This window comes from Bradyrhizobium sp. DOA9 (assembly GCF_000617845.2).
GTDB lineage: Bacteria > Pseudomonadota > Alphaproteobacteria > Rhizobiales > Xanthobacteraceae > Bradyrhizobium.
The window spans coordinates 5,060,435-5,085,531 of record NZ_DF820425.1 but is presented as its reverse complement, the minus strand read 5'-3'; the positions used below and the strand labels follow the sequence as shown (position 1 = coordinate 5,085,531).

Sequence of the window (25,097 nt, the reverse complement as noted above, 5' to 3'; positions counted from 1 at the left end):
AGATTGCGCGTGTTCCCTCGGCCAAATCCGGTGTATGAGTTCCCTCGCTTCATCCTTTCAACCTTTGCCCTGCACCTATGCCGATTTTCAACCAGTCGATCCGGCGCAAGATCGTCGGTATCGCTCTCGGATTGATCGTCCTGATGCTGGTCACCTCGATCCTGTCGATGGTGATGTCCAGCCAGGTCGGCATTTTGCTCGACGAACTCACCAACCGCTACATTCCGGCCTACAGCCATCTGGCGCGCGCGAACATCCGCTCGCTGGAGCGGGCGCTGGCGCTGCGGCAGATGGTGATGGCCAGGATGGAGTCGCCGTCGGACGAGGCGGCCTATGCGACGCGCCTGCGCGCTTTCGAGGAAACCGACCGCAAGTTCGAGGACGAGGCCGAGGCCGCTCGCAAGCTCATCAACGCGATCATCGAGGACCCCAGGACGTTTTCCGACAATGCCGCACTGGCGCGGATCGATATCCGCATCGAAACCGCCGTCACCGAGCTGCGCCGCGAATTGACCGAGAACCACGCGAAGCTCCTCAAGCAAGTCGACGCCCGGCAGATGGCCGAGGCCCGCGGCACGCTGGAGCACATCGACGTGCTGCGCGATGCCTTCAACCGGAAGGTCGATGCGATCCGCGCCGACATGCTGACGCAGGTCTATTTCTCGACGTCGCAGGTGACCGGCCGCCAGCATCAGGCGATCATCGTTTCGGGCGTCGTGACCCTGCTCGCGGCGATCGTCGGCTTCGTCTTTGCGCTGCTGGTGAGCAGCGGCATCACGCGCCCGGTACGGCTGCTGCTGGCCGGCACCCGCGAGGTCGAGGCGGGCCGGTTCGACAAGCCCATCACCGTCTCGACGCAGGACGAGATCGGCGAACTCGCCGCGGCGTTCAACCGCATGATCGAGCAGCTCAGGCACAACGAGCGCATTCGCGAGACCTTCGGCCGTTACATCGACCCGAAGGTGGTGCAGGGCCTGATCGACCGGCCGGAGGTCGCCATCGACGGCGAGCGCCGGGTGATGACCATCATGTTCTGCGACATGAGCGGTTTCACCTCGATGAGCGAGGGCATGACGCCGCGCGGCCTCGTCAAGGTGATGAACCACTACTTCACCGTGATGTCCGCTCCGATCAGAAACAATCGCGGCATCATCGACAAATATATCGGCGACGCCATCATGTCCTATTGGGGCCCGCCCTTCATCGAGGAGGATGAGCAGGGTCTGCTCGCCGGGCTGGCCGCCGTCGAGATGGCCGACCAGGTGCCTGCGCTGCAGAAGCAGCTGCCGGATCTGCTCGGCATCCGCGCCATGCCGGCGCCGTGCGATCTGCGCATCGGCATCGCCACCGGCGAGGTCCTGACCGGCAGCATCGGATCCGAGCTCATGATGAGCTTCACCGTGATGGGCGATGCGGTGAACCTCGCCTCGCGGCTGGAGGCCGTCAACAAGGTCTACGGCACCCGCATCCTGATCTCGCACGCGACCGCGGACGGGATCGGATCGCGGCTGGAATTGCGCGAGATCGATCGTCTGGCGGTCGCGGGCCAAAGCGCGCCGCAGGCGATCTTCGAGGTGATGGCGAGAGCGGGCGCACTTAACGAGGCGCAAGTGAGCTTGCGCACGCACTATGCCGATGGTCTTGAAGCTTATCGTGCGCGCCGTTTCGACGAGGCCCGCGCCGCTTTCAACGCGGCGCTCGAGGCGGTTCCCGGCGATGGTCCCTCGCGCACGATGCTCGGCCGCATCGCGCAGTTTGCGGCCAATCCGCCGGATCCCAATTGGGACGGCGTCTGGCGGCTGGAGCAGAAATAGCCGCTCCTTGCGGTCCGGCCCCGCGCCGGAAAAAAAGATGCTACTCCATAACGATGTTCGCCGTGACCTATTTCCCGGGCCTAGGCTGCATTCCCTGAGGCGTCTGATGGGGACACGCCGATGACACATCTCGAAGACAGGCTGGAACGGTTCGAAACGCTCACCGCCGAATGTGAGCTGATCGCCAAGCTCGCCACCGACAGCAGCAAGCGCGAGTTCTATTTGAAGCTCGGGGAACAGTACCGTCAGCTGGCCGTCGACATCCGGCAGGCGATCGCGACGACGGCTGCGGCCTGAGGCCGGCTGAAATCCGTTCTTAACGTTTGGCGCGCATCCTTGCAGCAAGCGAGCATCGCTGATCGGCGGCGCTCGTGTTGGGAAGGCCGGGGTTCGCTGCGATGCAGCGCGCCTCGTGAATGTGAATTGCCATGCCTGACAGGGCAATCCCATGCGCCTCGTTGCAGTGATCATATTCGCGCTCATGACGGCGGCCTGCGAAAAGGAGCAGGACATCACCGGCTCGACGACGCCCGCCTGTCCGCTGCGAAGCTACAGCTACAATCCGCGCGACCTGAACCAGTGTGTCAGCGCCTGCAAAGCGTGCGACCGCGGCACGACGGTCACCTGCACGACCTCCTGCACCCTCAAGGGGGCCCGCTGAACGGGCAGGAACCGCAATGGCCCGACGCCGTCGGTGAGGTCGAAACGCGATCGCCCACGCCATGCTTTGCGGACGTGCGGAACCGGTAGCAGCAGCCAAAGGCGGTGCTTGGACACCGGAACGATTCACATGGATTAATCATTGAAGGAAGCGGCAGGATTCGGAGTCCAATGAAATGGGTATGCTCGATCCCGGTCGTTTTCTGGTGTCGTGCTCGCATTGCGATGCCTGGCCGATGGCGGCCAATGTGAAGCGGTTGAACTGGTCGGCGTCCCCGCATGAGGTTCGCTTCGTCTGCACGCGCTGCCGCCGCGAAGAGACGGCGATCGTCTCGGCCTCCGGCGAATTGACGCCTATCAAGCGCGTCGATGTTCCGCCAACCGACGTCGCTGTCGCTTGGGCCCAGGCGCAGCGCTCGCGCGGGCGGTCCTGATGTTCAGGGTCGCCATCTCGTCGGTGTGTCGCTTCTCTGTCAATCGATCCACCTGAAAGTTTCCGCTTTGTCGAAATTCGGAAATATCTTCTATGCCGGCCAACCCGCTGCGAGAAGGCGAAGGGGTGTCCGCGATTCGAAACGCGAGAGAGAAGGGCGATGCTGCTACCTCGTACTCCGTCATTGCGAGCGCAGCGAAGCAATCCGGAATCCCGCCGCGGAGAGGACTCTGGATTGCTTCGCTGCGCTCGCAATGACGACGTTGGGACGACTGTGTACGAACACACCGGTCTCGTGCCCCGGACGGCAGCGCAGCGCTATTCCATCGGTGCGCTGCTGAGCCGGGGCCCATGCGTCAGCGAGTGCGACCCGCTGGGTCCCGGCTCTGCGCTGCAACGCTCCACGCGTTGCAGCTTGTCCGGGACACGAGCGATGCGCCTCGCTCCCAGGACGGGCGACTCACTGCCGGTATACCCGTCGGCCATTCCAGCTTGAGGGTTTTGCGCCTACCGGAAAATCTCAGGTTGTAGCCCATCATCTTCGGGCGGTATCAACGTAGGCCTATCCGTGTCTTCCCGGTAACGATTGTGCTGTGTGAGCAACACCCTCACTGGATTTAACCCTCATCACCGGCCGTTCGCAGCGCCGCCGCTTTTTGGCCACACCCGAACATGAATAAAATCGCTCGAATGTTTTAAGGCAGCGGCGGTCTTCGAGGGCGACGAGAAAATCCCAAGGTCGATTCAAATCTTGGCTCTGATTTTTCGGGTCTGAAAGGGTTGGCCGGGGAAGCTGGTTGCGATGGGCGCGAAGATTGACAAGCAGAGGCTGCCGAGCCGTCACGTGACGGAAGGCCCTGCGCGCGCGCCGCATCGGTCCTATTTCTACGCCATGGGTCTGACCACCGAGCAGATCCACCAGCCCTTCGTCGGCGTCGCCTCGTGCTGGAACGAAGCCGCTCCTTGCAACATCGCGCTGATGCGCCAGGCGCAGGCGGTGAAGAAGGGCGTCGCCTCTGCCGGCGGCACGCCGCGCGAATTCTGCACCATCACCGTGACCGACGGCATCGCCATGGGCCATGACGGCATGCGCTCCTCGCTGCCGTCGCGCGAATGCATTGCCGATTCGGTCGAGCTGACCGTGCGCGGCCATGCCTATGACGCGCTGGTCGGGCTGGCCGGCTGCGACAAGTCGCTGCCGGGCATGATGATGGCGATGGTGCGCCTCAACGTGCCCTCGATCTTCATCTATGGCGGCTCGATCCTGCCCGGCAATTTCCGCGGGCAGCAGGTCACCGTGCAGGATATGTTCGAGGCGGTCGGCAAGCATTCGGTCGGCGCCATGTCGGACGAGGACCTCGACGAGATCGAGCGTGTCGCCTGTCCCTCGGCCGGCGCCTGCGGCGCGCAGTTCACCGCCAACACCATGGCGACCGTTTCCGAGGCGATCGGTCTGGCGCTGCCGTACTCGGCCGGCGCCCCGGCGCCCTACGAGATCCGCGACGCCTTCTGCATGACCGCGGGCGAGAAGGTGATGGACCTGATCGCCCAGAACATCCGGCCGCGCGACATCGTCACCCGCAAGGCGCTGGAGAATGCGGCGGCTGTGGTCGCAGCATCGGGCGGCTCGACCAATGCTGCGCTGCACCTACCGGCGATCGCACACGAGGTCGGCATCAAGTTCGATCTGTTCGACGTCGCTGAAATCTTCAAAAAGACACCTTATGTCGCGGATTTGAAGCCGGGTGGCCGTTATGTCGCCAAAGACATGTTTGAAGTAGGTGGCATACCGCTTCTGATGAAGACGCTGCTCGACAACGGCTTCCTGCACGGTGATTGCCTTACCGTCACGGGCCGCACGATCGCCGAAAACCTCAAGAGCGTGAAATGGAATCCGCACCAGGACGTGGTGCATCCGGCGGACAAGCCCATCACCGTGACAGGCGGTGTGGTCGGTCTGAAGGGCAATTTGGCGCCAGAAGGTGCGATCGTGAAAGTCGCGGGAATGTCCAACCTCAGGTTCACCGGTCCGGCCAGGTGCTTCGACCGCGAGGAGGACGCGTTCGAGGCGGTCCAGAACCGCACCTACCGCGAAGGCGAAGTCATCGTGATCCGCTACGAGGGGCCGAAGGGCGGTCCCGGCATGCGGGAAATGCTCCAGACCACGGCAGCGCTGACCGGCCAGGGCATGGGCGGCAAGATCGCGCTCATCACCGACGGCCGCTTCTCCGGCGCCACCCGCGGCTTCTGCATCGGCCATGTCGGGCCGGAGGCGGCGGTCGGCGGCCCGATCGGGCTGCTCGAGGACGGCGACATCATAGAGATCGACGCGGTGGCCGGTACCCTTAACGTAAAATTGAGCGACGCCGAGCTCGCCCAGCGCAGAACCAATTGGAGCGCCCGCGCGACTAACCACACGTCGGGTGCGCTCTGGAAATATGCTCAGCAGGTTGGACCGGCGGTCGGGGGGGCAGTGACCCATCCGGGCGGCGCGCACGAGAAACAGTGCTATGCGGACATTTAGGCGTGCCACAGTTGCGTTTGTGTTGGGGGCGGCTGCGCTGGCCGCGCCGGCGCTCGCCTTCGACGGTGCGCCGGTCAACCCGAAGGACGCCACTATCCCGGTCGTGACGACCTTGCCCGGCGCTGCGGGTGCGGTGCGCACCAAGGTTCCGCCTGCGGTCGCCACCCAGGAAACCTCGCTCAGCGCCTTGCAATATGCCGCCGAGGGCGGCCACCCCATCGCGCAGTGGAAGCTCGGCCGCATGTACGCCAACGGCGACGGCGTCGCCCAGGACGATCTGCGTGCCTTCGAATATTTCAGCCGGATCGCCAACGCGCATGCCGAGGACAGCCCGTCGGCGCCGCAGGCGCAGATCGTGGCCAACGCCTTCGTCGCGCTCGGCCGCTATTATCTGGCCGGCATCCCGAATTCGAAGGTCAAGGCCGACCCGGACCGCGCCCGCGAGATGTTCTCCTATGCCGCATCCTATTTCGGCAACGCGGACGCGCAGTACGACCTCGCCCGTCTGTACCTGAAGACCCCGGACGCCTCGCGCGAGGACTACCGCTATGGCGCGCGCTGGCTTGGCCTCGCCGCGCAGAAGGGCCAGCACCAGGCCCAGGCGCTGCTCGGCCAGATGCTGTTCAACGGCGACCGCCTGCCGCGGCAGGCCGCGCGCGGCCTGATGTGGCTGACGCTGGCGCGCGACAGCGCAGGCGTCGACGAGATCTGGATCAAGGAGAGCTACAACCGCGCTTTTGCCAAGGCCTCCGACGACGACCGCGCCATGGCCCTGCAAATGCTGGAGCAGTGGGTGCAGGGCCGCCGGGAGTGACCGGCGGAGGCGGCCTCAAGCCGCCTCCAGATCCAGATCCGCCCACACCGGCACGTGGTCCGAGGGCTTCTCCCAGCCGCGCACATAGCTGTCGATGCCGACATTGGCGAGCTTGTCGCTGGCCTGCGGCGACAGCAGCAGATGATCGATCCGCAGCCCCTGGTTCTTCTGCCAGGCCCCGGCCTGGTAGTCCCAGAACGTATAGAGCCCGCCCTCGTCGGTGACGGCGCGCAAGGCGTCGGTGAGACCGAGGCCGAGCAGGGACTGGAAGCTCTCGCGCGTCTCGGTCTTGAACAGGGCGTCCTCGGTCCAGGCGGCGGGATTGTGCACGTCGCGGGCATGCGGGATGACGTTGAAGTCGCCGGCCAGGATCAGCGGGACCTCCTCCTTGAGTCGCTCTTTCGAATAATCAAGAAGCCGCGACATCCATTTGAGCTTGTAGGGATATTTTTCGGTCCCGACCGGATTGCCATTGGGCAGATAGAGGCAGGCGATGCGGACCACGCCGGATTTCAGCGTCACCACGCCTTCGAGAAAACGGGCGTGGGTGTCCTCGTCGTCGCCAGCGAGGCCCGACTTGGTCTCGTCGAACCGGAGCTTGGAGAGCAGGGCGACGCCGTTGAACGTTTTCTGCCCGTGCGTCACCACGTTGTAGCCGAGCGCCTCGATCTCCAGCCGCGGAAAGGCCTCATCGACGCACTTGATCTCCTGCAGGCAGACGATGTCCGGCTGGCACTCTCTCAGCCAGGTCAGGAGCAGATCGATCCGCTGCCGGACCGAGTTCACGTTCCAGGTGGCTACTCTGATGGGCATGGGGAGGGCTCCGGGCAGGGGGCTTGGTTAGAACAAAAAGCAAACACGCCCGTCAAGCCGGCCGCAAAATCTCCCACAAAATTAACCCGGCTTAAGCAGGCCGCAGGCCATTGATCGTCAAGAGGTTCCTCGGATGGATGGCCGGACAAGGCGATGAAGCGAACTCAGCCGCGTGACGGCCTGATCGGCGCGTTCCTGTATTGGCTCGGCGGCTTCGAGATCGAGGACGGCCTGACCGCCGGCCTCAGCGAGCGCGAGATTCGCCGCATCCGTGCCAAGCAGATCGACGCGGTGACCCAGCTGATGCCCGTGACGATGGCCGTGACGATGCTGAATGTCGCCATCGTGCTGATCCTGTTCTGGGGCAGGGGCTGGAACGACTTCCTCGCGATTTGGGGCCTGACGCTCGCCGCCGCCGCCTCGCTAGCGGTGCGCGCGTGGCACAAGTCGCATCAGAACCCGCCGCAGGAGGCATCGCCGCGCGCGGCACGGCAGATGCTGCGGCAGGCGTTTTTTCTCGCCGCGATCTGGGGCGCGCTGCCGCTCGCTCTGTTCAGCCGCATCGAGCCGACCGGTCAATTGATCCTGGCCTGCCTGATGGTCGGCATGATGTCGGGCGGCGCCTTCACGCTCTCGACCTTCCCGCGCGCGGGCCTCGTCTATCTCGCCACCATGACGATCGCCTGCGTCGGCGCGCTCCTCTTGTGCGGCACCGGGCCATATTTGGTGACCGCATTGTTCCTGCTGCTGTTCGCGTTCTTCATGGCGCGCAACATCGTTTCTCAGGGCGATCTCTTCCTCGGCAATCTCAAGGCCCAGCTCGAGCTCGAGCGCCAGACCGAGATCATCTCGCTGCTGCTGAAGGACTTCCAGGAGAACGCCAGCGACTGGCTCTGGCAGACCGACGCCGAGGGATGCCTCGTCGACGTGCCGCAACGCTTCGCCGACGTCGCGCAGCTGCCGCTTGCGCTGCTGAAGGGATCGCATTTCGCCGACGTGCTCGACATGCTCTGCCCCGAGGACAAGAGCGCCGCCTACAACATCGTCGGCCTGATGGAGCAGGCCGAGCCGCTGCACGAGATGAATCTCAAGGTCGTCGCTGGCGGCGAAGCCCGGCTGTGGTCGCTGACGGCGAAGCCGGCCCATGATCGTGACGGTCATTTCCTCGGCTATCGCGGCTTCGGACGCGACGTCACCGAGCGCTGGCGCGCGGAAAAGGCCGAGGCCGAAAGCCGCGCCAAGTCCGACTTCCTCGCTGTGATGAGCCACGAGATCCGCACGCCCATGAACGGCGTGCTCGGGCTTGCGAGCATGCTGCTCGAAACCAGGCTCGATCCGGAGCAGCGCGAGGCCGTCAACACGATCCGCGAGTCCGGCGACAACCTGCAGCGCATCCTCAACGACATTCTCGACCTCTCCAAGCTGGAGGCCGGCCGCTTCCAGTTCGAGGCGATCGACTTCGCGCCACAGGCGCTGGTCGAGACGGTTGCGACCGTGGCGCGCGCCAGCGCCAAGAGCAAGGGGCTCGTGGTCAAGGTCGAACTCGATCCGAACCTGCCGCCGACGCTCCGCGGCGACGTCGCGCGCATCCGCCAGGTGCTGCTCAATCTCGCCTCCAACGCGGTGAAGTTCACCGACGAGGGCGAGGTAACGATAGCGGCGACCTGCCAGGCGCGGCGCGACCTCTTGGCGACCGTCGAATGGACGGTGACCGACAGCGGCATCGGCATCGCGCCGGAAAAGCTCGGCTTGCTGTTCAGCGACTTCGCCCAGGCTGATGCCTCGATCAGCCGCCGCTTTGGCGGTACCGGCCTCGGCCTTGCGATCTCAAGGCGGATCATCGAGCAGATGGGCGGCACGATCGGCGTCACCTCGACGCCGGGCGAGGGCTCGACCTTCCGCTTCACGCTGGTGCTGCCCTGGAGCCAGGCGCAGGCCTCCGATCAGGCCGCCGGGCGCGACCAAGCCGACGAGCTCAAGGCCCGGATCGCCGGCCTCGACCGGCCGCTGAAGGTGCTGGTCGCCGAGGACGATGCGGTCAACCGCATGGTCGTGAGCAAGATGCTGGGGGCCTTCGACGTCGAGCTGCGTGTCGTCACGGACGGGACCGAAGCCGTCGCGGCAGCCTGCGAAGGCAATTACGATGTCGTGCTGATGGACGTGCGCATGCCCGATATGGACGGGCTCGCCGCCACCCGCGCGATCCGCGCGCAAGGCGAGCACTTCGAAGCCTTGCCGATCGTCGCGCTGACCGCCAATGCCTTCCCCGAGGACATCAGGATTTGCCGCGAGGCCGGCATGTCGGACTTCATCGCCAAGCCGCTGCGCAAGCCGACGCTGGTCGGAGCGCTCCTGCGGGCGCTGGACGGTCATGTCATGTCGGAGGACGCACCGCTCCAGCCGGAGCTGTCGCCTGCCGACGTCGAATGGACGGACGAGGAAACGCAGATCACGGGGGCTTGAACTGCCGGTCACAAATTGCCGACGAGGGCATCGCGAGACAATCACCCCCGCCGATCATGGTACTCGCTTGGCGCGCTGCTCAGGCGGCTATTGCCCGCAGAGGTCGCCGGCAAAAGCTTAAAGCGCTCTCCCGGCAGCCATTGCATCCGCGATCGGGGATCTCGCGATGATCATATCCTACCCCTGTTTTGCCCGACGGAGCAAGTCTGATTCGGATAATCAAAAAAACTCAATCCAAACAATGCCCCGCTACTGTGCATGGGGTTGTTTTGCGGATTTCGAGTCCGATCAGATCGAGAAGCTCGTCCCGCAGCCGCAGGACGCCGTCGCGTTGGGATTGTTGACGCGGAACGAGGCGCCGATCAGGTCGTCGACGAAATCGACCTGCGATCCCGCCAGGAACGGCTGCGAGGCGGAATCGACCAGCACCACCGCATTGTCCTGCTCGATCACGAGATCGTCGTCGGTGCGGGCGCGGTCGATGTCGAACTTGTACTGGAAGCCGGAGCAGCCGCCGCCCTCGACCGAGATGCGCAGCATCGCGCCAGAGCCTTCGCCCTTGAGGATCTCCCCAATCCGGCGTGCGGCGCGGTCGCTGATGGTCACGGCAGTCGTCATCGCAGGTCTCCGATCGTCGGTGGCGTCATACCCAATTCATTTGGTATCCCGCGCCCGACATAGTTAAGTGCCACCATACGCAGAATCAAATGGATAGGGACTAAATTCGCCGTGTCCGTCGGAATGGCTGCCCCCCGCGCGCCCTATGCCTGCGACCCCGATCGCAGCCGCGGCCGGCTGGTCGCCGAGCCCCCGAGCCGGACCCGCAGCCCATTCCGGCGCGATTGCGACCGGGTGATCCATTCCACCGCGTTCCGCCGGCTCAAGTACAAGACCCAGGTGTTCGTGTTCCACGAGGGCGACCACTACCGCACCCGGCTGACCCATTCGCTGGAGGTGGCGCAGATCGCCCGCGCGCTGGCCCGCCAGCTCGGGCTCGACGAGGACCTCACCGAAACCCTCGCGCTCGCGCACGACCTCGGTCATCCCCCGTTCGGGCATGCCGGCGAGCGGGCCCTGGACGCCTGCCTGAAGGCGTTCGGGGGCTTCGACCACAATGCCCAGACGCTGCGCGTCGTGGCTTCGCTCGAGCACCGCTATCCCGAGTTCGACGGGCTCAACCTGACCTGGGAATCGCTGGAAGGCATCGTCAAGCACAACGGTCCGCTGACCGACCGCGGCGGCGCTCCGGTCGGGCGCTACCGCGATCACGGCGTTCCCGTCGGGATCGCCGACTACGTCAAGACCTACGATCTCGAATTGTGGAGCTTTGCCTCGCTGGAGGCGCAGGTCGCCGCGATCGCCGACGACATCGCCTATGACGCCCATGACATCGATGACGGCCTGCGTGCCGGCCTGTTCCGGCTCGACGATCTCAAGGTGATGCCGCTGACGGCGGAAATCATCGCCGAGACTGCGGCGCATTATCCCGATCTCGACGACCTCAGGCGCGGCGCCGAGCTGGTGCGCGAGTTGATCTCGCACCTGATCGGTGCGGTGTTCGCCGAGACGCAGAAGAACCTTGCCGCGGTCAAGCCGCAATCGGCCCAGGATGTCCGCCGGCAGAGCCGCGCCCTGGTCGCATTCTCGGCCGAGGTCGCCGAGGAGGAGGCCGCCATCAAGCGCTTCCTGTACCAGCACATGTACCGCCATGCGCGGGTGATGCGGGTGATGAGAGAGGCGGAGCAGATCCTGTTCGACCTGTTCGCAAAATACCTGAAATCGCCGGCCGAGCTGCCGCCGGAATGGCTGATCGGGGCGGAGGGGGACGATGAGGGCGATCGGGCCCGCCGGATCGGCAATTTCATTGCCGGAATGACCGACCGCTTCGCCCTGACCGAGCACCAGCGGCTCTTTGACTCGACCCCGGATTTGCGTTAGGCGGCGGCCATGCCCCAGACCTCCTCATCGCTGCATCTGTTCGCTGACGTGCTCGCACGCGTGCACGCTGCCTGCCGCGCGCTGGCGAAGGACGCCGGCTGGCCCGAGGGCATCGATTTCTCCCGCGTCGTGGTCGAGCCGCCGCGCTATGCCTCCCATGGCGACATGGCGACCAATGCCGCCATGGTGCTTGCGAAAGAGGCAAAGGCCAAGCCGCGCGACCTCGCCGAGCAGATCGCCGAGCGGCTGCGCGCCGATGCGCTGATCGCCAAGGTCGATGTCGCCGGTCCCGGCTTCATCAATCTGACCTTGAGGCCGGCCGCCTGGGCCGAGGCGCTGCGCACCGTGCTGCGCGAGGGCGCCGATTACGGCCGCATCCGGGGCGGCGCCAAGGTCAATGTCGAATACGTCTCGGCCAACCCGACCGGGCCGATGCATGTCGGCCATTGCCGCGGCGCCGTGTTCGGCGACGCTCTGGCGAGCTTGCTCCAGTTCGCCGGCCACGACGTCACGCGCGAATATTACATCAACGACGCCGGCGCCCAGGTCGACGTGCTCGCGCGCTCGGCGTTTCTGAGGTATCGCGAGGCGCTCGGCGAGGACATCGGGGCCATTCCGGAAGGCCTCTATCCCGGCGACTACCTCAAGCCGGTCGGGCAGGCGCTGGCGAAAGAGCATGGCGACAAGCTGCTGGCCATGAGCGAGGCCCAGTGGCTGCCGACCGTGCGCGCCAAGGCCATTGCAATGATGATGGACGAGATCAAGGACGATCTCGCCGCCCTCAACATCCGCCACGACGTGTTCTTCTCCGAGCGCTCCCTGATCGAAACCGGCAACAACAAGGTCGCCGAGACCATCGACTTCCTGAAGGCCAAGGGCGACATCTATGAAGGCCGCCTGCCGCCGCCGAAGGGCGCGCCGGTCGAGGATTGGGAGGACCGCGAGCAGCTGCTGTTCAGGGCGACCGCTTACGGCGACGACGTCGATCGTCCGCTGATCAAGTCGGATGGTTCCTACACCTACTTCGCCTCCGACATCGCCTATCACAAGAACAAGTTCGACCGCGGCTTTGCCGAGATGATCGACGTCTGGGGCGCCGATCATGGCGGCTATATCAAGCGCATGCAGGCGGCGGTGAAGGCGACGACCTCGGCTCAGGGATCGCTCGACGTCAAGATCGTCCAGCTGGTGAAGCTCTTGCGCAACGGCGAGCCGGTGAAGATGTCCAAGCGGAGCGGGGACTTCGTCACTTTGCGTGAGGTGGTGGATGAAGTCGGCCAGGACGCCGTCCGCTTCATGATGCTGTACCGGAAGAACGATGCGGTGCTCGATTTCGACCTCGCCAAGGTTATGGAACAGTCGCGCGACAACCCGGTGTTCTACGTTCAGTACGGCCACGCCCGCGGCCACTCGATCTTCCGCAACGCGAGGACCGAAGTGTTCCCGGACCTGCCGGAGGATGCCGACAAGCGCATTGCCTGGCTGAGTGAGTCGGCGGTGGAGCAGCTGTCAGACCCGGTCGAGCTTGAACTTCTCAAGCGGCTCGCAATATATCCTCGTATGCTCGAAGCCGCCGCTGCGGCCCACGAGCCGCACCGAATTGCCTTTTATCTCTATGATTTAGCCAGCGAATTTCATGCACTTTGGACGAAGGGGCGGGATTTGCCCTATTTACGCTTCATTATCAATAATGATGCAGTTCTAACAAAGGCGCGACTGGCAATGGTCCAGGGCGTCGTCTCGGTCCTGGCATCGGGCCTCGCCATCCTCGGCGTCCATGCCCCGGACGAGATGCGGTAGTTTGGGGCGAACTACTTAAGGGGAATTCGGGGGTAACCGGCAGAAGCCGGATCGCTTAGACTTGGTTGAAAGCCTTGTGGGTCGAAGGCCGCGCCTTGGTCGAGGGGCGCGCGGCTTTCCCGAAGGGACGCATCATCACGATGGCCGAACGATATCAGGACAGACCGTTTCCTTCCGATGACTATGCTCGCGGTGGCGATCAGCGTGGGAAGGCGGAAGGCGATCCCTTGGCCGAGCTCGCCCGGCTGATCGGGCAGACCGATCCGTTCGCCACGCAGTCGCGGTCGACGGCGCGTCCGCCGGCAGCGCCCGCCCAAAGCTATCACGACGACGATGACCGCCAGGTCGATGATCAGCAGGATTACACTGAGCACGCGCCGGCGCCGTCGGGGCCGCCCTCATGGATGCGGCGCGCCAACGTGCAACCGCAGCCGGCGCTGGAGCCTGACTATCCCGTTTCCGTAAGCCCGGTTCACCCGCTGCATCGCTACGCGGCCAAGCCTGCCGCGCCCGAGCCTGTCGTTCATCCACAGCAGGCTTACCAGGACCACTCCTATCAAGATCAGGCGTATCAGGGGCAGGCCTATCAGCAGCACGATCAGGCCTATCAGGAGCAGTCATATCAGGAGCAGTCATATCAGGAGCCGCATGCGCAGCCCGATCCGTCGCGCTACGACGATGCGCTCTATGGTCGGCTGGAGACGGGCGAGCAGGACTATCAGCGCGAGCCGGCCTATCCCGACGACCCTTACGCCTACCAAAGCGACTATCCCGAGGACGAGGTCGAGGAGCCGAAGAAGCAGCGCGGCGGCATGATGACGGTTGCGGCGATCCTTGCGCTTGCCGTGGTCGGCACCGGAGCCGCATTCGCCTACAAGACCTATATCGGCTCGCCCCGCAGCGGCGAGCCGCCGATCATCAAGGCCGACAACACGCCGACCAAGATCGTGCCGGCACCGACGGACTCCGCGGCCAAGGTGCCGGATCGCATGGTCAGCGGTGACGGCACCGAAAAGATCGTGCCGCGTGAGGAGGCGCCCGTCGATGTCAACGCCAAGGCGAGCGGGCCGCGCGTGGTGTTCCCGCCGCTGAACCAGAATGCGAACCCGCCCTCGGTGGCGAGCGTGTCGCCGTCGAACGTGCCGCCGCCGAGCGCGGGGCCGGCCCAGAGCAACGGCACCCTGCCGAACAATTCGCCGCGCCCGATCAGGACCGTGGCGGTAAAGGGCGACCAAACCGATAGCGCCGTGCCGCAATCGGCCGCCGCCAAGCCGACGCCTGCGGCGCCGAAGCCTGTTGCCGCGCCAGTTGCGCCTGCCGCGCCGCGCAATCCGCCGACCTCGGCCAATGCCAGTGCCAACCAGCCGATGTCGCTGGCGCCGCAATCGTCCCCGGCGGCCGAGCCGCCGCAGCGGATGGCTGCGACCAACCCGACGCAGATCGCGCCCACCAGCAGCGGTGGCGGCTACATCGTGCAAGTCTCCTCGCAGCAGAGCGAGGACAGCGCCGCCGCGTCCTACCGGGTGCTTCAGAGCAAATACGGCAGCGTGCTCGGCTCGCGGTCCCCAGTGATCAAGCGGGTCGACCTGACCGACAAGGGCAAGGGCATCGTCTACCGCGCCTTCGCCGGCCCGTATGGTTCGGCCGAGGAAGCGACGCAGGCCTGCAACAACCTGAAGTCCGCAGGCCTGTCTGCCTGCTTCGTCCAGAGGAATTAACGGCCGTTTCCTTGACCCCTTGGCGGGGCAGGGTTAATCGGCCGTTATGAGCACGCGGGCCTTCATTACCGGCGTATCCGGAACGGAACTGACCGCCGCTGAGCGGGAGTTCATCCGTGCCGAACGCCCATGGGGCTTCATCCTGTTCAAGCGCAATGTCGCGACGCCGGCGCAAGTTACTGCGTTGGTTGCGGATTTGCGTTCGGTCGCGAATGCTCCCGATGCGCCGGTCCTGATCGACCAGGAGGGTGGACGGGTGCAGCGGCTGGGGCCGCCAAACTGGCCGGTCTATCCGCCGGGGGCCGTCTTCGCGAATTTGTACGACACTGATTCGGCCCTCGGACTCACCGCGGCACGCCTCAGCGCCCGCCTGATCGCGTCCGATCTCGCCGATCTTGGCATCACCGTGGATTGCCTGCCGCTGGCCGACGTGCCGGTGCCGGGCGCCGATGCGGTCATCGGTAACCGGGCCTACGGCACCGAGCCGGGCAAGGTCGCGGCGATTGCTCGCGCGGTCACCGAGGGCCTGGAGCAGGGCGGCGTGCTCCCGGTCCTCAAGCACATTCCCGGGCATGGCCGCGCCACCGCGGATACCCATTTCAAGCTGCCGACCGTCGATACGCCCCGGGACGAGCTGGAGCGGACGGATTTCGCCGCATTCAAGCCGCTGGCTGATCTGCCGATGGCCATGACTGCACATGTTGTGTTTAGCGCGGTCGACCCCGCCCATCCGGCGACGACATCTGCGACAATGATTGCTGACGTGATTCGCGGCGCAATCGGGTTCCAGGGTTTGTTAATGAGTGATGACGTGTCGATGAACGCGCTGTCGGGGAATATCGCCGAGCGGACCCGCGCGATCTTCGCGGCCGGCTGCGACGTGGCCCTGCATTGCAACGGCAACATCGAGGAGATGCGCGCCGTCGCCGCGGAGACACCAGAGCTGGCCGGCAGGGCACTGGAGCGGGCGAACGCCGCGCTCGCCGCACGCAAGCCGCCGCAGCCGTTCGACCGCGTGGCCGCACGCGCCGAACTGGACGCATTGATCGCACGGGCAAACACGGCATCGGCATGACCGCAGAAATCCTATCGTTCGAAACCGGGCGGCCCGCAGAGCTCGCCGAGGGTGAGCCGGCGTTGGTGGTGGACGTCGAGGGCTATGAGGGCCCGCTCGATTTGTTGCTCGCGCTGGCGCGGCAGCAGAAGGTCGACCTCGCCAAGATCTCGATCCTCGCGCTCGCCGACCAGTATCTGCATTTCATCGAGGCTGCGCGAAAGATCCGGCTGGAGCTCGCCGCGGACTATCTGGTGATGGCTGCATGGCTTGCCTTCCTGAAGTCGCGTCTGCTGCTGCCGGAGCCGCCGAGCGCGGAAGGCCCGAGCGCCGAGCAGATGGCTACCGCGCTTGCCAACCGCCTGCGCCGCCTGGAAGCCATTCGCGAAGCCGCCAACCGGCTGATGAACAGGCCGCAATTGCAGCGCGACATCTTCCCGCGCGGCGAGCCCGAGCAGATCGCCGAGATCAAGCATCCGAAATACACCGCAACGCTCTATGACCTTCTCACCGCCTATGCCGCGCAGCGCCAGTCGCGCGTGCTGGCGAGCGTGCATTTGGCCAAGCGCACGGTGTGGTCGCTCGCCGAAGCGCGCGCCACGCTGGAGCGGCTGGTCGGCAGCATCACCGAGCAGGACGATTGGGGTGTTCTCGACGACTTCCTGATCCGGCATGTCGCCGACCCGACGCAGCGCGCGACGGTGTTTGCCTCGAGCTTTGCCGCCGCGCTCGAATTGGTGCGCGAAGGCCAGCTCGAGCTGAATCAGAAGGAAGCGTTTGCGCCGATCTATTTCCGGAAGGGGCGCCCAAAACCGGTCCCGGACGCAGCTCCTGCGCCTGATGCGCCGGTCGCTTAAGTGCAAGAAGGAGAATCTGCCATGGCAAGCCTGGCTGAAGTGCGGGTAGAAGAGGTCGAGCCGATGGAGAACGAATCCCAGGCGCGCCCCGAAGAATTGCGGCTGCTGGAAGCGCTGCTGTTCGCGTCGAGTGAACCGCTGGACACCGCGACGCTGGCCAAGCGCATGCCCGAAGGCGTCGATGTCAAGGCTGCCCTCGAGCAATTGCAGGCCGATTACGCCTCGCGCGGCGTCAATCTCGTCCGCGTTGCCAACAAATGGACGTTCCGCACCGCCGGCGATCTGGCCTGGCTGATGACGCGGGAGAGCACCGAGACCCGCCGCCTGTCGCGGGCCGCGATCGAGGTGCTCGCGATCATCGCCTATCACCAGCCGGTGACGCGGGCCGAGATCGAGGAGATCCGCGGCGTCGTCACGTCGAAGGGCACGCTCGACGTGCTCTTGGAGACCGGCTGGATCAAGCCGCGCGGCCGTCGCAAGACGCCCGGCCGCCCGCTGACCTTTGGAACCACCGAGGACTTCCTGTCGCAGTTCACCCTGGAACAGCTCGGCGATCTGCCGGGCCTGGAAGAGCTGAAGGGCACCGGCCTGCTGGATTCGCGCCTGCCGACCGGCTTCAGCGTGCCGACACCGTCGGATGATCCGGCCCTGCGGGAGGACGAGGATCCGCTGGAACCGGGCGATGACCTCGATCTCGCCCTTGCGCCTGCGGTCGAGCCCGAGAGTCCGCCAGAAGGCGGCAATGAGGGGGGCGGCGAGGGCGGCGCCGAAGAGTGACTCCCGGCGAATTACGGGCCCCCTGCGACCAGTTAACACTAGCAAGATTGCGTAGCGCCGACAGCGAATTGGCGCTGCCTTGGTCCTTGTTTTTGAGGCCTGCCAAGCCTAGGTTTCGGTGAAGATCGGCCGGGTCCCCGGCCATGCGCGTTTGGAGGGTTGCAGGATGGGTTCACTCAGCATTTGGCACTGGATCTTGGTGATCGCAGTGGTCCTGCTGCTGTTCGGCCGCGGCAAGATTTCGGATCTGATGGGCGACGTGGCGCAGGGCATCAAGGCATTCAAGAAGGGCATGCAGGACGACGACAAGCCTGCCGAGAAGCCCGAGCCGGCCAAGTCGATCGAGCACAATGCGGCGCCGACTGCGGCGCGGTCCGACGTCGGCAGCAAGGCCGTCTGAGCCGGAAGCAGCACGCGAGACGCGGGTAGCGGACCCGATCCTGCGCGCAAGGGATTGGGCCGGCCCCGGCTTCGCGTGAACGGAAGACCTCATGTTCGACATCGGGTGGAGTGAACTGATCCTCATCGGGGTCGTGGCCCTGATCGCCATCGGCCCGAAAGAGCTGCCGGGCGTGCTGCGCATGGTCGGGCAGTGGATGGGCAAGGCGCGCAAGATGGCCGCCGAATTCCAGGGCCAGTTCCAGGAGGCGATGCGCGAGGCCGAGATGGCCGACCTCAAGAAGAGTTTTGACGAGGTCAAGGAAGCCGCCACGGGATTCAATCCGTTGACCTCGCTCCAGCAGGACGTGAGCGACGCGCTTCGCGTCGATGCGCTGGACAAGCCGGCCGAGACGCCGGCCGCCACTTCCGTCGATCCGCCCGTCACGCCCACGACACCGGAAACCCCAACGCCTTCAACCTTCATGGAAGCCGAAGCGCATGCGGCCGCGAACGAGCCGCTCGCGATCACCCGTGAAGTCGAACAGGCAAAGGTTGCGCAGGACACCGCGCCATCCGAAGCGATCAAGGACGCCAAAGCGTCATGACCGACGCCGATATCGAGGCCAGCAAAGCCCCGCTGATGGACCACCTGATCGAGCTGCGCTCGCGGCTGATCAAGGCTTTGCTCGGCTTTGGCGTGGCCTTCATCCTCTGCTTCTTCTTCGCCAAGCAGATTTTCAACGTGTTGGTCTGGCCATATGTCTTGGCCGTCGGCGAGCCCGGAAACGCCAAGCTCATTTACACCGCGTTCCTGGAATATTTCCTGACCCAGCTGAAGCTGGCGATGTTTGGCGCGGCCTTCATCTCGTTCCCGATCGTGGCGGGGCAGGTCTACATGTTCGTGGCGCCCGGGCTCTACAAGCACGAGAAGCAGGCCTTCCTGCCGTATTTGGTCGCGACGCCGTTCTTTTTCGTGCTGGGTGCGACGCTGGTCTATTTCGTTGTGTTCCCGATGCTGGCGCGCTTCTCGCTGGGCATGCAGCAGCTCGGCAGCGACGAGACCGCAAAGATCGAGCTGTTGCCGAAGGTCGGCGAATATCTGTCGCTGATGATGTCGCTGATCTTCGCCTTCGGCATCGCCTTCCAGCTTCCGGTCATCCTGACGCTGCTGGGGCGGATCGGCATCGTCACATCGAAGATGCTGCGCGAGAAGCGGCGCTATTTCATCGTCATCGCCTTCGTCATCGCGGCGGTGCTGACCCCGCCCGACGTGATCAGCCAGTGCTCCCTCGCGTTTCCGCTGATGGCGCTCTACGAGGGCTCGATCCTCGCGGTGGCGATGGTGGAGAGGAAGGCGGCGGCCTCGTCGCAAGCCACCGGCACCGACGTGTCGACGCCGGCTAATCCGGCGGAGTAGGGCACTTTCGCACTATCATGTCGCTGTTCGGCCCATGATTCGTCATGCCCGGGCTTGACCCGGGCATCCACGACTTGATCTAAGGCGGCAGACACGTGGATGGCCGGGACAAGCCCGGCCATGACGGGAAGACAGCCATGCACGACATCAAAGCGATCCGCGACAATCCGCAAGCCTTCGACGCCGGCCTCGCGAGGCGTGGCCTGAAGCCGATGTCGGCCTCGCTGCTCGCGATCGACGAGAAGCGGCGTGCGGCGATCCTGGCCTCCGAGCAGGCGCAGGCGCGGCGCAATGCAGCTTCGAAGGAGATCGGCGATGCCAAGAAGGCCAAGGACGAGGCGCGCGCGGCCAAGCTGATGGCCGAGGTCGCCGGGCTCAAGACCACGATGCCGGAGCTCGAAGCTGCCGCCAAGGCCGCGGACGATGAGCTGAACAAAGAGCTGGCCGCGATCCCGAACATTCCGTTCGACGACGTGCCCGACGGTGTCGACGAGCACGGCAACGTGCAGCATCACGTGTTCGGCAACAAGCGCAATTATAGCTTTGCGCCGAAGCTGCATGACGATCTCGGCACCGCGCTCGGCTACATGGATTTCGAGGCGGCGGCAAAGCTCTCCGGCGCGCGTTTCGTCGTGCTGAAGAAGGGGCTGGCGCGGCTCGAGCGTGCCATCGGCCAGTTCATGCTCGATTTGCACACCACCGAGCACGGCTACATCGAGATCAATCCGCCGCTCCTGGTGCGCAACGAGGTGATGTTCGGCACGGGGCAATTGCCGAAATTCGAGGATGACCAGTTCTGGGCGATCAAGGGCGAGCTGCTCGCCGCGCCGGATCATGAGCGGCTGAAGACCGAGCGTCTCGGTCTAATCCCCACCGCCGAAGTGTCGCTCACAAATCTCGCCCGCGAATCCATCCTCGACGAGAAGCAGCTGCCGATGCGGCTGACCGCGCTGACGCCGTGCTTCCGGGCCGAGGCGGGTGCGGCGGGGCGCGACACCCGCGGCATGATCCGCCAGCACCAGTTCACCAAGGTCGAGCTGGTCTCGATCACGACGCCGGAAATGAGCAAGGACGAGCTGGAGCGGATGCTGTCCTGCGCCGAGCAGGTGCTGCAGAAGCTCGACCTGCATTACCGCGTGATGACGCTCTGCGCAGGCGATATGGGCTTCTCGGCGCAAAAAACCTACGACATCGAGGTCTGGATGCCCGGGCAGGGCGATGGCGGCATGTTCCGCGAGATCTCGAGCTGCTCGGTCTGCGGCGACTTCCAGGCACGGCGCATGGATGCGCGCTCGCGCGGGCCAGACGGCAAGCCGCGCTTCGTGCACACGCTGAACGGCTCCGGCACGGCGGTCGGCCGCGCGCTGATCGCCGTGATGGAAACCTATCAGCAGGAGGACGGCTCGATCGCGGTCCCGGACCTGCTCCAGCCCTATATGGGCGGGCTGAAGGTGATCGGCCGCGACTAGGCTTGCGAAGATCGGGCGGCCGGCTATCCTGCCGGCCCGTCCACCCGAGCCTCTCCGCTCATGGCCTTGCACCGCGATATCTTCTGGGTCGGCCGACAATGGGCAGTGACCGGTGCCGGAATCCAGGCCGTCGATCAGCGCCTGCGCGGCGTGCTCGACATCGAAATCGCTCGCCTCTGGGACGACGATCTCGTGCAGAGCCGGCGGGCCAAGCCCGGGGTCAATGCTGCGGATTTCGACAAGGCGCTGACGGTGGCACGCGAGCGCTTTCCCCAGGAGCCGACGTCTGATCCGTTGGTCGCGCAGCTGAAGGCGCTTGGCGTCATCGAGGCTTCCGTCGTGAACCCGGTCGTGCCGGCGATGCAATTGCGCGCGGAGGGCCGGCTTGCGCGCTTCCTGCCGCAATGGCGCATCCGCCGCTAGCGGGACCAGCCAGGGAACCGGCCGCCGGACCGCAATCGTCCGGTTTGCCTGATCGGCGCTGGCCGGATAAGACGGCTCAGACCCGCTTTCAGGAATCGAACCTTCCGCATGCGCATTCTCTGCACCAATGACGACGGCATCCACGCTCCCGGCCTTGAGGTCGTGGAGGAGATCGCGCGCGCCCTGTCGGACGATGTCTGGGTGGTCGCGCCCGAGCTCGACCAGTCCGGCGTGTCGCATTCGCTGTCGCTGAACGATCCCTTGCGTCTGCGCGAGGTCGGCCCGCGGCACTTCGCCGTGCGCGGCACGCCGACGGACTGCGTCATCATGGGGGCCCGCCATATCTTGGGTGCCAAGCTGCCCGATGTCGTGCTGTCCGGGGTCAACAAGGGCCGCAACGTCGCCGAAGACGTGGTCTATTCCGGCACCATTGCCGGCGCGCTCGAGGGCACCATCCTGGGATTGCCGTCGTTCGCGCTGTCGCAGGAGTTCAGCGTCGAAACGCGCGAACGGCCGCCCTGGGATACGGCGCGCAAATTCGGACCCGATATCCTGCGCAAGGTGATCGCCGCCGGCGTTCCGAAGGACACCGTCATCAACATCAATTTCCCCTCCTGCGCGCCGGAAGAGGTGCAGGGTGTTCGCGTCACGCGGCAGGGAAAGCGCAATCTCGGCTTCCTCAGGATCGATGAGCGCAAGGACGGCCGCGGCAATCCTTATTTCTGGATCGGCTTCGAGCGGACCGCGATGCTCGACACGCCCGACGCCGGCACCGATCTGGCGGCGCTGCGCGACCGCTACGTTTCCGTCACCCCACTCAGGCTCGACCGCACCAATGAAGCGTTTTCGGAACAGCTCAGCGCGACGCTGAAATAGAGCTAGCCGCCGCGAAGCGCGGCTTCGATCGTCCTGCTGAGCGCGTCCAGCTGGAACGGTTTCTGCAGCGCCGGCCGGTCGCGGTACTGTTCGGGCAGGCCGGAGGAGCCGTAACCGGTGGCGAAGATGAAGGGGCAGCCCTTCGCCATGATGACATCGGCGACCGGCGAGATGACCTTGCCGTTGACGTTGACGTCCAGAATGGCGAGATCGAACTCGGTGGATTGCGCAAGCCGCATGGCCTCGTTGATGTCGCCGGCTTCGGCGGCAACCCTGTAGCCGAGCTCCTCCAGCATATCCGCGACCATCATTCTGATCATGACCTCGTCCTCGACGAGGAAAACAGAGCGGCCCGAAAGCCCTGTCGCAGTCATGGTAGAGTCCTTGCCCATTTTCGTAAACGTTCGCAGATAACGATAGACGACGCAATGCGCGTTTCGGCGAACGCAAACCTCGCAAATGGCTTAGCGTTTGAAGGCCTTGTTGTGGTCAAATGCTACGCTGAAAGAATATCATGAGTTCCTGAGCCGGAACAAGATTCTCGTCTCCGGTTCTTGCGGTGCAATACGTCGATCCGCCAGACGAGATGAGCAAAGCAGCAATGACGCCCGACCAGCAGCCGCCGGAAAAGATGATGTTTCAGCTCACGCTGAGACGTCGCGGCATCAGCGATCAGGCCGTGCTGCGGACCATGGAGGAGGTGCCGCGCGAGCTTTTCGTCGACGATGCCGATCGCGAAGGCGCCTATCGCGACAGCGCACTGCCGATCGCCTGCGGGCAGACCATCAGCCAGCCCTTCGTCGTCGCCTACATGACCGAGCAGCTCCAGCTCCGGAAGCAGCACAGGGTGCTCGAAATCGGCACCGGCTCCGGCTACCAGGCCGCCGTGCTGTCGCGGCTCGCCGGCCAGGTGCTGACCGTCGAGCGCTATCGCAAGCTCGCCGACACGGCACGCGCCCGGCTTGAGAAGCTCGATTGTCACAATGTCGAGGTGATGCTCGGGGACGGTCTTAACCTGCCTCCCAACATCGGCCCGTTCGACCGCATCATCGTGACCGCCGCCATGGAGCAGATTCCGGAGAACCTGGTCGAGCGGCTCGAGGTCGGGGGCATCCTGATCGCCCCCGTCGGCCCGCATCAGGGCGTGCAGACGCTGACTCGCCTCAGCCGCACCGAAACGGGAATCGAGCGCAAGGAACTCGTCGAGGTCCGCTTCGTGCCGGCACTGCCGGGCGTGGCGCGGGAGCTGTAGAATTCCGGATTGGCTGTGCTGCCAACAGCTTATTGTGAGGGTTAAGCCGTTATTTACTCGGCGCGTGTTTACTTAAAACACCAGTTCTGTTGCGTACGAGTGAGTAACCATGTCCGCTGTCGCCGAGTTGCTTTACTCGCGCCGCGTGCCGCAGGTCGCGGTGCTGGCGCTGATTTCCTTCAGCTTTGCAGGGTGCAGCGCCGACATGTCGTCGCGGCTGTCCCAGTCGAACTTCTCCAATCCTTTCGCCTCCGAGCAGACCGGCTCGGTGCAGCAGGCACCGCCGCCGCAGCGTGAGCTGCCGCAATATGCGCGGCCACAGACGCAGCCCGGCTACTACCAGTCGCAGGCTTTGCCACCGCCCGCAGTGTCCGCCCCGCAATCCTATCCCGTTGCCTCTGGCGGCGGCGTGTCCGGTGGCGGCCGCGGCGTCAGCTCCTATGCGCCTCCGGCGCAACCGCACCTTGAGACCACGGCCACCGTGCCGCCGCGGTCGGTCGCGGCCGCTCAGCCGGCCGGTGGGACCAAGATCATCGTCGGCACCAGCGACACGCTCGACGTGCTCGCCAAGCGCTATCACGTCACGCCGCAGGCGATCCTGGCCGCCAACGGCTACAAAGGTCCGCGCGCGCTCTCGCCCGGCCAGCAGCTGATCATTCCGTCTCCGGCGACGGCAGCTGCACTGGCGCCCGCCATGGCTCCCGTCGCGGCAGCGCCTGCAGGCAAGCCGGTTGCGGCCGTCGCGGCACCGCCGAGCATGCACTTCGTCAACCGCGGCGACACGCTCGCCAGCATCGCGCGCAAGAACCACATCTCGGCGGCAGAGCTCGCCCGTGCCAACGGCCTCGATCCGTCGGCAAAGCTCAAGCTTGGCACCAAGCTGACCGTGCCCGGCGCCAAGGCCGCCGCCGTTGCGGCACCGGCTGCCGCGGCTCCGGTCGCGGCTGCGCCGATGGCCGGAACGCTCCAGCCCGTTGCTCCGGCGCCCGCGACCAAGATGGCCGCTGTGGCCGCGCCAGTGCAGAGCGCACGCCTCGCCCAGGCCACGAGCAATGTCGAAGAGAAGCCCGCCGAGACGCCGGCGAAGGCTGCGGAGGCGACCGGCGCGCTGCCGACCTTCCGCTGGCCCGTCCGCGGCAAGGTGGTTACGACCTACGGCGCCAAGACCAACGGCAAGTCCAATGACGGCATCAATCTCGCGGTGCCCGAGGGAACGCCGGTCAAGGCGGCTGAAGATGGCGTCGTCGCCTATTCCGGCAACGAGCTGAAGGGTTACGGCAATCTGGTTCTGGTGCGGCACTCCAACGGCTACGTCACCGCATATGCCCATGCGAGTGAGCTGTTGGTGAAGCGCGGCGATACCATCAAGCGCGGCCAGGTCATTGCCAAGTCGGGTCAATCCGGTGAGGTGGCGTCGCCGCAGCTCCACTTCGAGATCCGCAAGGGATCGAGCCCGGTTGACCCGCTTCAATTCCTCAACGGGGCGTGAGGCGTCGCGGCTACGGTCGGGCACAGCCTCGCGAGAAACACGCTGGCATCGTCCGCCTTGTGCGCACTCGCGCACTGGGGCGGACGATCCAGTATTCCAGAGACACTCGTTGTTGAACCGATAAG

General features: G+C 65.2%; 24 protein-coding genes. 21 read left to right on the top strand and 3 right to left on the bottom strand.

Annotated elements, in window-relative coordinates; translation table 11 throughout:
* The first annotated feature begins 77 nt into the window (after positions 1–77).
* The 6 genes from BDOA9_RS23830 to BDOA9_RS23810 all read left to right on the top strand — a co-directional run bounded on the left by BDOA9_RS23830 (position 78) and on the right by BDOA9_RS23810 (position 6,245).
* Positions 78–1,814 carry an adenylate/guanylate cyclase domain-containing protein gene (locus BDOA9_RS23830; RefSeq protein WP_025036479.1) on the top strand — a complete coding sequence of 579 codons (1,737 nt, stop codon included), beginning with the start codon at positions 78–80 and terminating at the stop codon, positions 1,812–1,814.
* Between the two features lie 120 nt (positions 1,815–1,934).
* On the top strand, positions 1,935–2,111 hold the full coding sequence (locus BDOA9_RS39020; protein WP_167361664.1) for a hypothetical protein: 177 nt from the start codon (positions 1,935–1,937) through the stop codon (positions 2,109–2,111).
* Positions 2,112–2,262: 151 nt separating this feature from the next.
* The gene (locus BDOA9_RS23825) at positions 2,263–2,475 is read left to right on the top strand and encodes a hypothetical protein (protein ID WP_025036478.1); all 213 of its coding nucleotides are present in this window, start codon (positions 2,263–2,265) and stop codon (positions 2,473–2,475) included.
* Between the two features lie 175 nt (positions 2,476–2,650).
* Positions 2,651–2,908, top strand: a complete 258-nt coding sequence (locus tag BDOA9_RS23820) for a hypothetical protein (RefSeq protein WP_025036477.1) — start codon at positions 2,651–2,653, stop codon at positions 2,906–2,908.
* A gap of 801 nt (positions 2,909–3,709) precedes the next feature.
* Positions 3,710–5,431 (top strand): dihydroxy-acid dehydratase, encoded by a 1,722-nt coding sequence (ilvD, locus tag BDOA9_RS23815; RefSeq protein WP_025036476.1) that lies wholly within the window; start codon positions 3,710–3,712, stop codon positions 5,429–5,431.
* A complete protein-coding gene (locus tag BDOA9_RS23810; protein WP_025036475.1) occupies positions 5,418–6,245 on the top strand; it encodes a tetratricopeptide repeat protein in 828 nt (275 codons plus the stop codon). Before ilvD ends, BDOA9_RS23810 begins: the two co-directional genes overlap by 14 nt.
* Before the next feature lie 15 nt (positions 6,246–6,260).
* Here the strand turns inward: BDOA9_RS23810 and xth are convergent, their stop codons facing one another.
* Positions 6,261–7,058: an exodeoxyribonuclease III gene (xth, locus tag BDOA9_RS23805; protein ID WP_042336420.1), complete on the bottom strand. Its 798-nt coding sequence runs from the start codon at positions 7,056–7,058 to the stop codon at positions 6,261–6,263.
* Positions 7,059–7,211: 153 nt separating this feature from the next.
* Between xth and BDOA9_RS23800 the strand changes: the two genes are divergently transcribed.
* Entirely contained in the window at positions 7,212–9,521 is a 2,310-nt protein-coding gene (locus tag BDOA9_RS23800; protein WP_025036473.1) for a hybrid sensor histidine kinase/response regulator, read from the top strand.
* A 288-nt stretch (positions 9,522–9,809) separates the two neighbouring features.
* Here BDOA9_RS23800 and erpA read toward each other — a convergent pair whose 3' ends face one another.
* Positions 9,810–10,139 carry an iron-sulfur cluster insertion protein ErpA gene (gene erpA, locus BDOA9_RS23795; RefSeq protein ID WP_025036472.1) on the bottom strand — a complete coding sequence of 110 codons (330 nt, stop codon included), beginning with the start codon at positions 10,137–10,139 and terminating at the stop codon, positions 9,810–9,812.
* Positions 10,140–10,250: 111 nt separating this feature from the next.
* Here erpA and BDOA9_RS23790 point away from each other — a divergent pair, with 111 nt between their 5' ends.
* The 12 genes from BDOA9_RS23790 to surE all read left to right on the top strand — a co-directional run bounded on the left by BDOA9_RS23790 (position 10,251) and on the right by surE (position 22,231).
* Positions 10,251–11,459, top strand: a complete 1,209-nt coding sequence (locus tag BDOA9_RS23790; RefSeq protein WP_025036471.1) for a deoxyguanosinetriphosphate triphosphohydrolase — start codon at positions 10,251–10,253, stop codon at positions 11,457–11,459.
* A 9-nt stretch (positions 11,460–11,468) separates the two neighbouring features.
* Positions 11,469–13,259, top strand: coding sequence for an arginine--tRNA ligase (gene argS, locus BDOA9_RS23785; RefSeq protein WP_025036470.1), 1,791 nt, complete (start codon positions 11,469–11,471; stop codon positions 13,257–13,259).
* Positions 13,260–13,399: 140 nt separating this feature from the next.
* Positions 13,400–14,977: an SPOR domain-containing protein gene (locus BDOA9_RS23780; RefSeq protein WP_025036469.1), complete on the top strand. Its 1,578-nt coding sequence runs from the start codon at positions 13,400–13,402 to the stop codon at positions 14,975–14,977.
* Between the two features lie 46 nt (positions 14,978–15,023).
* Positions 15,024–16,052: a beta-N-acetylhexosaminidase gene (gene nagZ / locus BDOA9_RS23775; RefSeq protein WP_025036468.1), complete on the top strand. Its 1,029-nt coding sequence runs from the start codon at positions 15,024–15,026 to the stop codon at positions 16,050–16,052.
* A complete protein-coding gene (locus BDOA9_RS23770; RefSeq protein ID WP_025036467.1) occupies positions 16,049–16,888 on the top strand; it encodes a segregation and condensation protein A in 840 nt (279 codons plus the stop codon). Before nagZ ends, BDOA9_RS23770 begins: the two co-directional genes overlap by 4 nt.
* A 21-nt stretch (positions 16,889–16,909) precedes the next feature.
* On the top strand, positions 16,910–17,665 hold the full coding sequence (gene scpB, locus BDOA9_RS23765) for an SMC-Scp complex subunit ScpB (RefSeq protein WP_025036466.1): 756 nt from the start codon (positions 16,910–16,912) through the stop codon (positions 17,663–17,665).
* A gap of 166 nt (positions 17,666–17,831) precedes the next feature.
* Positions 17,832–18,065: a twin-arginine translocase TatA/TatE family subunit gene (locus BDOA9_RS23760; RefSeq protein ID WP_018642198.1), complete on the top strand. Its 234-nt coding sequence runs from the start codon at positions 17,832–17,834 to the stop codon at positions 18,063–18,065.
* Positions 18,066–18,156: 91 nt separating this feature from the next.
* Positions 18,157–18,651 (top strand): Sec-independent protein translocase protein TatB, encoded by a 495-nt coding sequence (gene tatB / locus BDOA9_RS23755; RefSeq protein ID WP_025036465.1) that lies wholly within the window; start codon positions 18,157–18,159, stop codon positions 18,649–18,651.
* A complete protein-coding gene (gene tatC / locus BDOA9_RS23750) occupies positions 18,648–19,463 on the top strand; it encodes a twin-arginine translocase subunit TatC (RefSeq protein WP_025036464.1) in 816 nt (271 codons plus the stop codon). The genes tatB and tatC overlap by 4 nt, the downstream gene beginning before the upstream one ends.
* 137 nt (positions 19,464–19,600) lie before the next feature.
* Complete coding sequence (gene serS / locus BDOA9_RS23745) at positions 19,601–20,932, top strand: serine--tRNA ligase (RefSeq protein WP_025036463.1); 1,332 nt, start codon at positions 19,601–19,603, stop codon at positions 20,930–20,932.
* A gap of 60 nt (positions 20,933–20,992) precedes the next feature.
* Positions 20,993–21,355, top strand: coding sequence for a hypothetical protein (locus BDOA9_RS23740; RefSeq protein ID WP_025036462.1), 363 nt, complete (start codon positions 20,993–20,995; stop codon positions 21,353–21,355).
* Positions 21,356–21,463: 108 nt separating this feature from the next.
* Positions 21,464–22,231 (top strand): 5'/3'-nucleotidase SurE, encoded by a 768-nt coding sequence (surE, locus tag BDOA9_RS23735; RefSeq protein ID WP_025036461.1) that lies wholly within the window; start codon positions 21,464–21,466, stop codon positions 22,229–22,231.
* A gap of 2 nt (positions 22,232–22,233) precedes the next feature.
* On the opposite strand, the gene BDOA9_RS23730 is transcribed toward surE, so the two are convergent.
* Positions 22,234–22,605, bottom strand: a complete 372-nt coding sequence (locus tag BDOA9_RS23730) for a response regulator (RefSeq protein ID WP_025036460.1) — start codon at positions 22,603–22,605, stop codon at positions 22,234–22,236.
* 227 nt (positions 22,606–22,832) lie between these two features.
* On the opposite strand from BDOA9_RS23730, the gene BDOA9_RS23725 reads away from it, so the two are divergent.
* Together BDOA9_RS23725 and BDOA9_RS23720 are read left to right on the top strand one after the other, a co-directional pair.
* A complete protein-coding gene (locus BDOA9_RS23725) occupies positions 22,833–23,483 on the top strand; it encodes a protein-L-isoaspartate(D-aspartate) O-methyltransferase (protein ID WP_025036459.1) in 651 nt (216 codons plus the stop codon).
* A gap of 109 nt (positions 23,484–23,592) precedes the next feature.
* The gene (locus BDOA9_RS23720; protein ID WP_025036458.1) at positions 23,593–24,972 is read left to right on the top strand and encodes a LysM peptidoglycan-binding domain-containing M23 family metallopeptidase; all 1,380 of its coding nucleotides are present in this window, start codon (positions 23,593–23,595) and stop codon (positions 24,970–24,972) included.
* Positions 24,973–25,097: the final 125 nt, after the last annotated feature.

Excerpts from the sequence above, each read along its gene's own strand:
- nagZ (WP_025036468.1), top strand. The coding sequence starts at position 15,024 with ATGAGCACGCGGGCCTTCATTACCGGCGTATCCGGAACGGAACTGACC.
- BDOA9_RS23730 (WP_025036460.1), bottom strand. The coding sequence starts at position 22,605 with ATGACTGCGACAGGGCTTTCGGGCCGCTCTGTTTTCCTCGTCGAGGAC.
- BDOA9_RS23825 (WP_025036478.1), top strand. The coding sequence starts at position 2,263 with ATGCGCCTCGTTGCAGTGATCATATTCGCGCTCATGACGGCGGCCTGC.
- BDOA9_RS23770 (WP_025036467.1), top strand. The coding sequence starts at position 16,049 with ATGACCGCAGAAATCCTATCGTTCGAAACCGGGCGGCCCGCAGAGCTC.
- argS (WP_025036470.1), top strand. The coding sequence starts at position 11,469 with ATGCCCCAGACCTCCTCATCGCTGCATCTGTTCGCTGACGTGCTCGCA.
- BDOA9_RS23830 (WP_025036479.1), top strand. The coding sequence starts at position 78 with ATGCCGATTTTCAACCAGTCGATCCGGCGCAAGATCGTCGGTATCGCT.
- surE (WP_025036461.1), top strand. The coding sequence starts at position 21,464 with ATGCGCATTCTCTGCACCAATGACGACGGCATCCACGCTCCCGGCCTT.
- tatC (WP_025036464.1), top strand. The coding sequence starts at position 18,648 with ATGACCGACGCCGATATCGAGGCCAGCAAAGCCCCGCTGATGGACCAC.
- BDOA9_RS23780 (WP_025036469.1), top strand. The coding sequence starts at position 13,400 with ATGGCCGAACGATATCAGGACAGACCGTTTCCTTCCGATGACTATGCT.
- serS (WP_025036463.1), top strand. The coding sequence starts at position 19,601 with ATGCACGACATCAAAGCGATCCGCGACAATCCGCAAGCCTTCGACGCC.
- xth (WP_042336420.1), bottom strand. The coding sequence starts at position 7,058 with ATGCCCATCAGAGTAGCCACCTGGAACGTGAACTCGGTCCGGCAGCGG.
- BDOA9_RS23820 (WP_025036477.1), top strand. The coding sequence starts at position 2,651 with ATGGGTATGCTCGATCCCGGTCGTTTTCTGGTGTCGTGCTCGCATTGC.
- BDOA9_RS23740 (WP_025036462.1), top strand. The coding sequence starts at position 20,993 with ATGGCCTTGCACCGCGATATCTTCTGGGTCGGCCGACAATGGGCAGTG.
- BDOA9_RS23760 (WP_018642198.1), top strand. The coding sequence starts at position 17,832 with ATGGGTTCACTCAGCATTTGGCACTGGATCTTGGTGATCGCAGTGGTC.
- BDOA9_RS23720 (WP_025036458.1), top strand. The coding sequence starts at position 23,593 with ATGTCCGCTGTCGCCGAGTTGCTTTACTCGCGCCGCGTGCCGCAGGTC.
- BDOA9_RS23800 (WP_025036473.1), top strand. The coding sequence starts at position 7,212 with ATGAAGCGAACTCAGCCGCGTGACGGCCTGATCGGCGCGTTCCTGTAT.
- erpA (WP_025036472.1), bottom strand. The coding sequence starts at position 10,139 with ATGACGACTGCCGTGACCATCAGCGACCGCGCCGCACGCCGGATTGGG.
- tatB (WP_025036465.1), top strand. The coding sequence starts at position 18,157 with ATGTTCGACATCGGGTGGAGTGAACTGATCCTCATCGGGGTCGTGGCC.
- ilvD (WP_025036476.1), top strand. The coding sequence starts at position 3,710 with ATGGGCGCGAAGATTGACAAGCAGAGGCTGCCGAGCCGTCACGTGACG.
- BDOA9_RS23810 (WP_025036475.1), top strand. The coding sequence starts at position 5,418 with ATGCGGACATTTAGGCGTGCCACAGTTGCGTTTGTGTTGGGGGCGGCT.
- BDOA9_RS39020 (WP_167361664.1), top strand. The coding sequence starts at position 1,935 with ATGACACATCTCGAAGACAGGCTGGAACGGTTCGAAACGCTCACCGCC.
- scpB (WP_025036466.1), top strand. The coding sequence starts at position 16,910 with ATGGCAAGCCTGGCTGAAGTGCGGGTAGAAGAGGTCGAGCCGATGGAG.
- BDOA9_RS23725 (WP_025036459.1), top strand. The coding sequence starts at position 22,833 with ATGACGCCCGACCAGCAGCCGCCGGAAAAGATGATGTTTCAGCTCACG.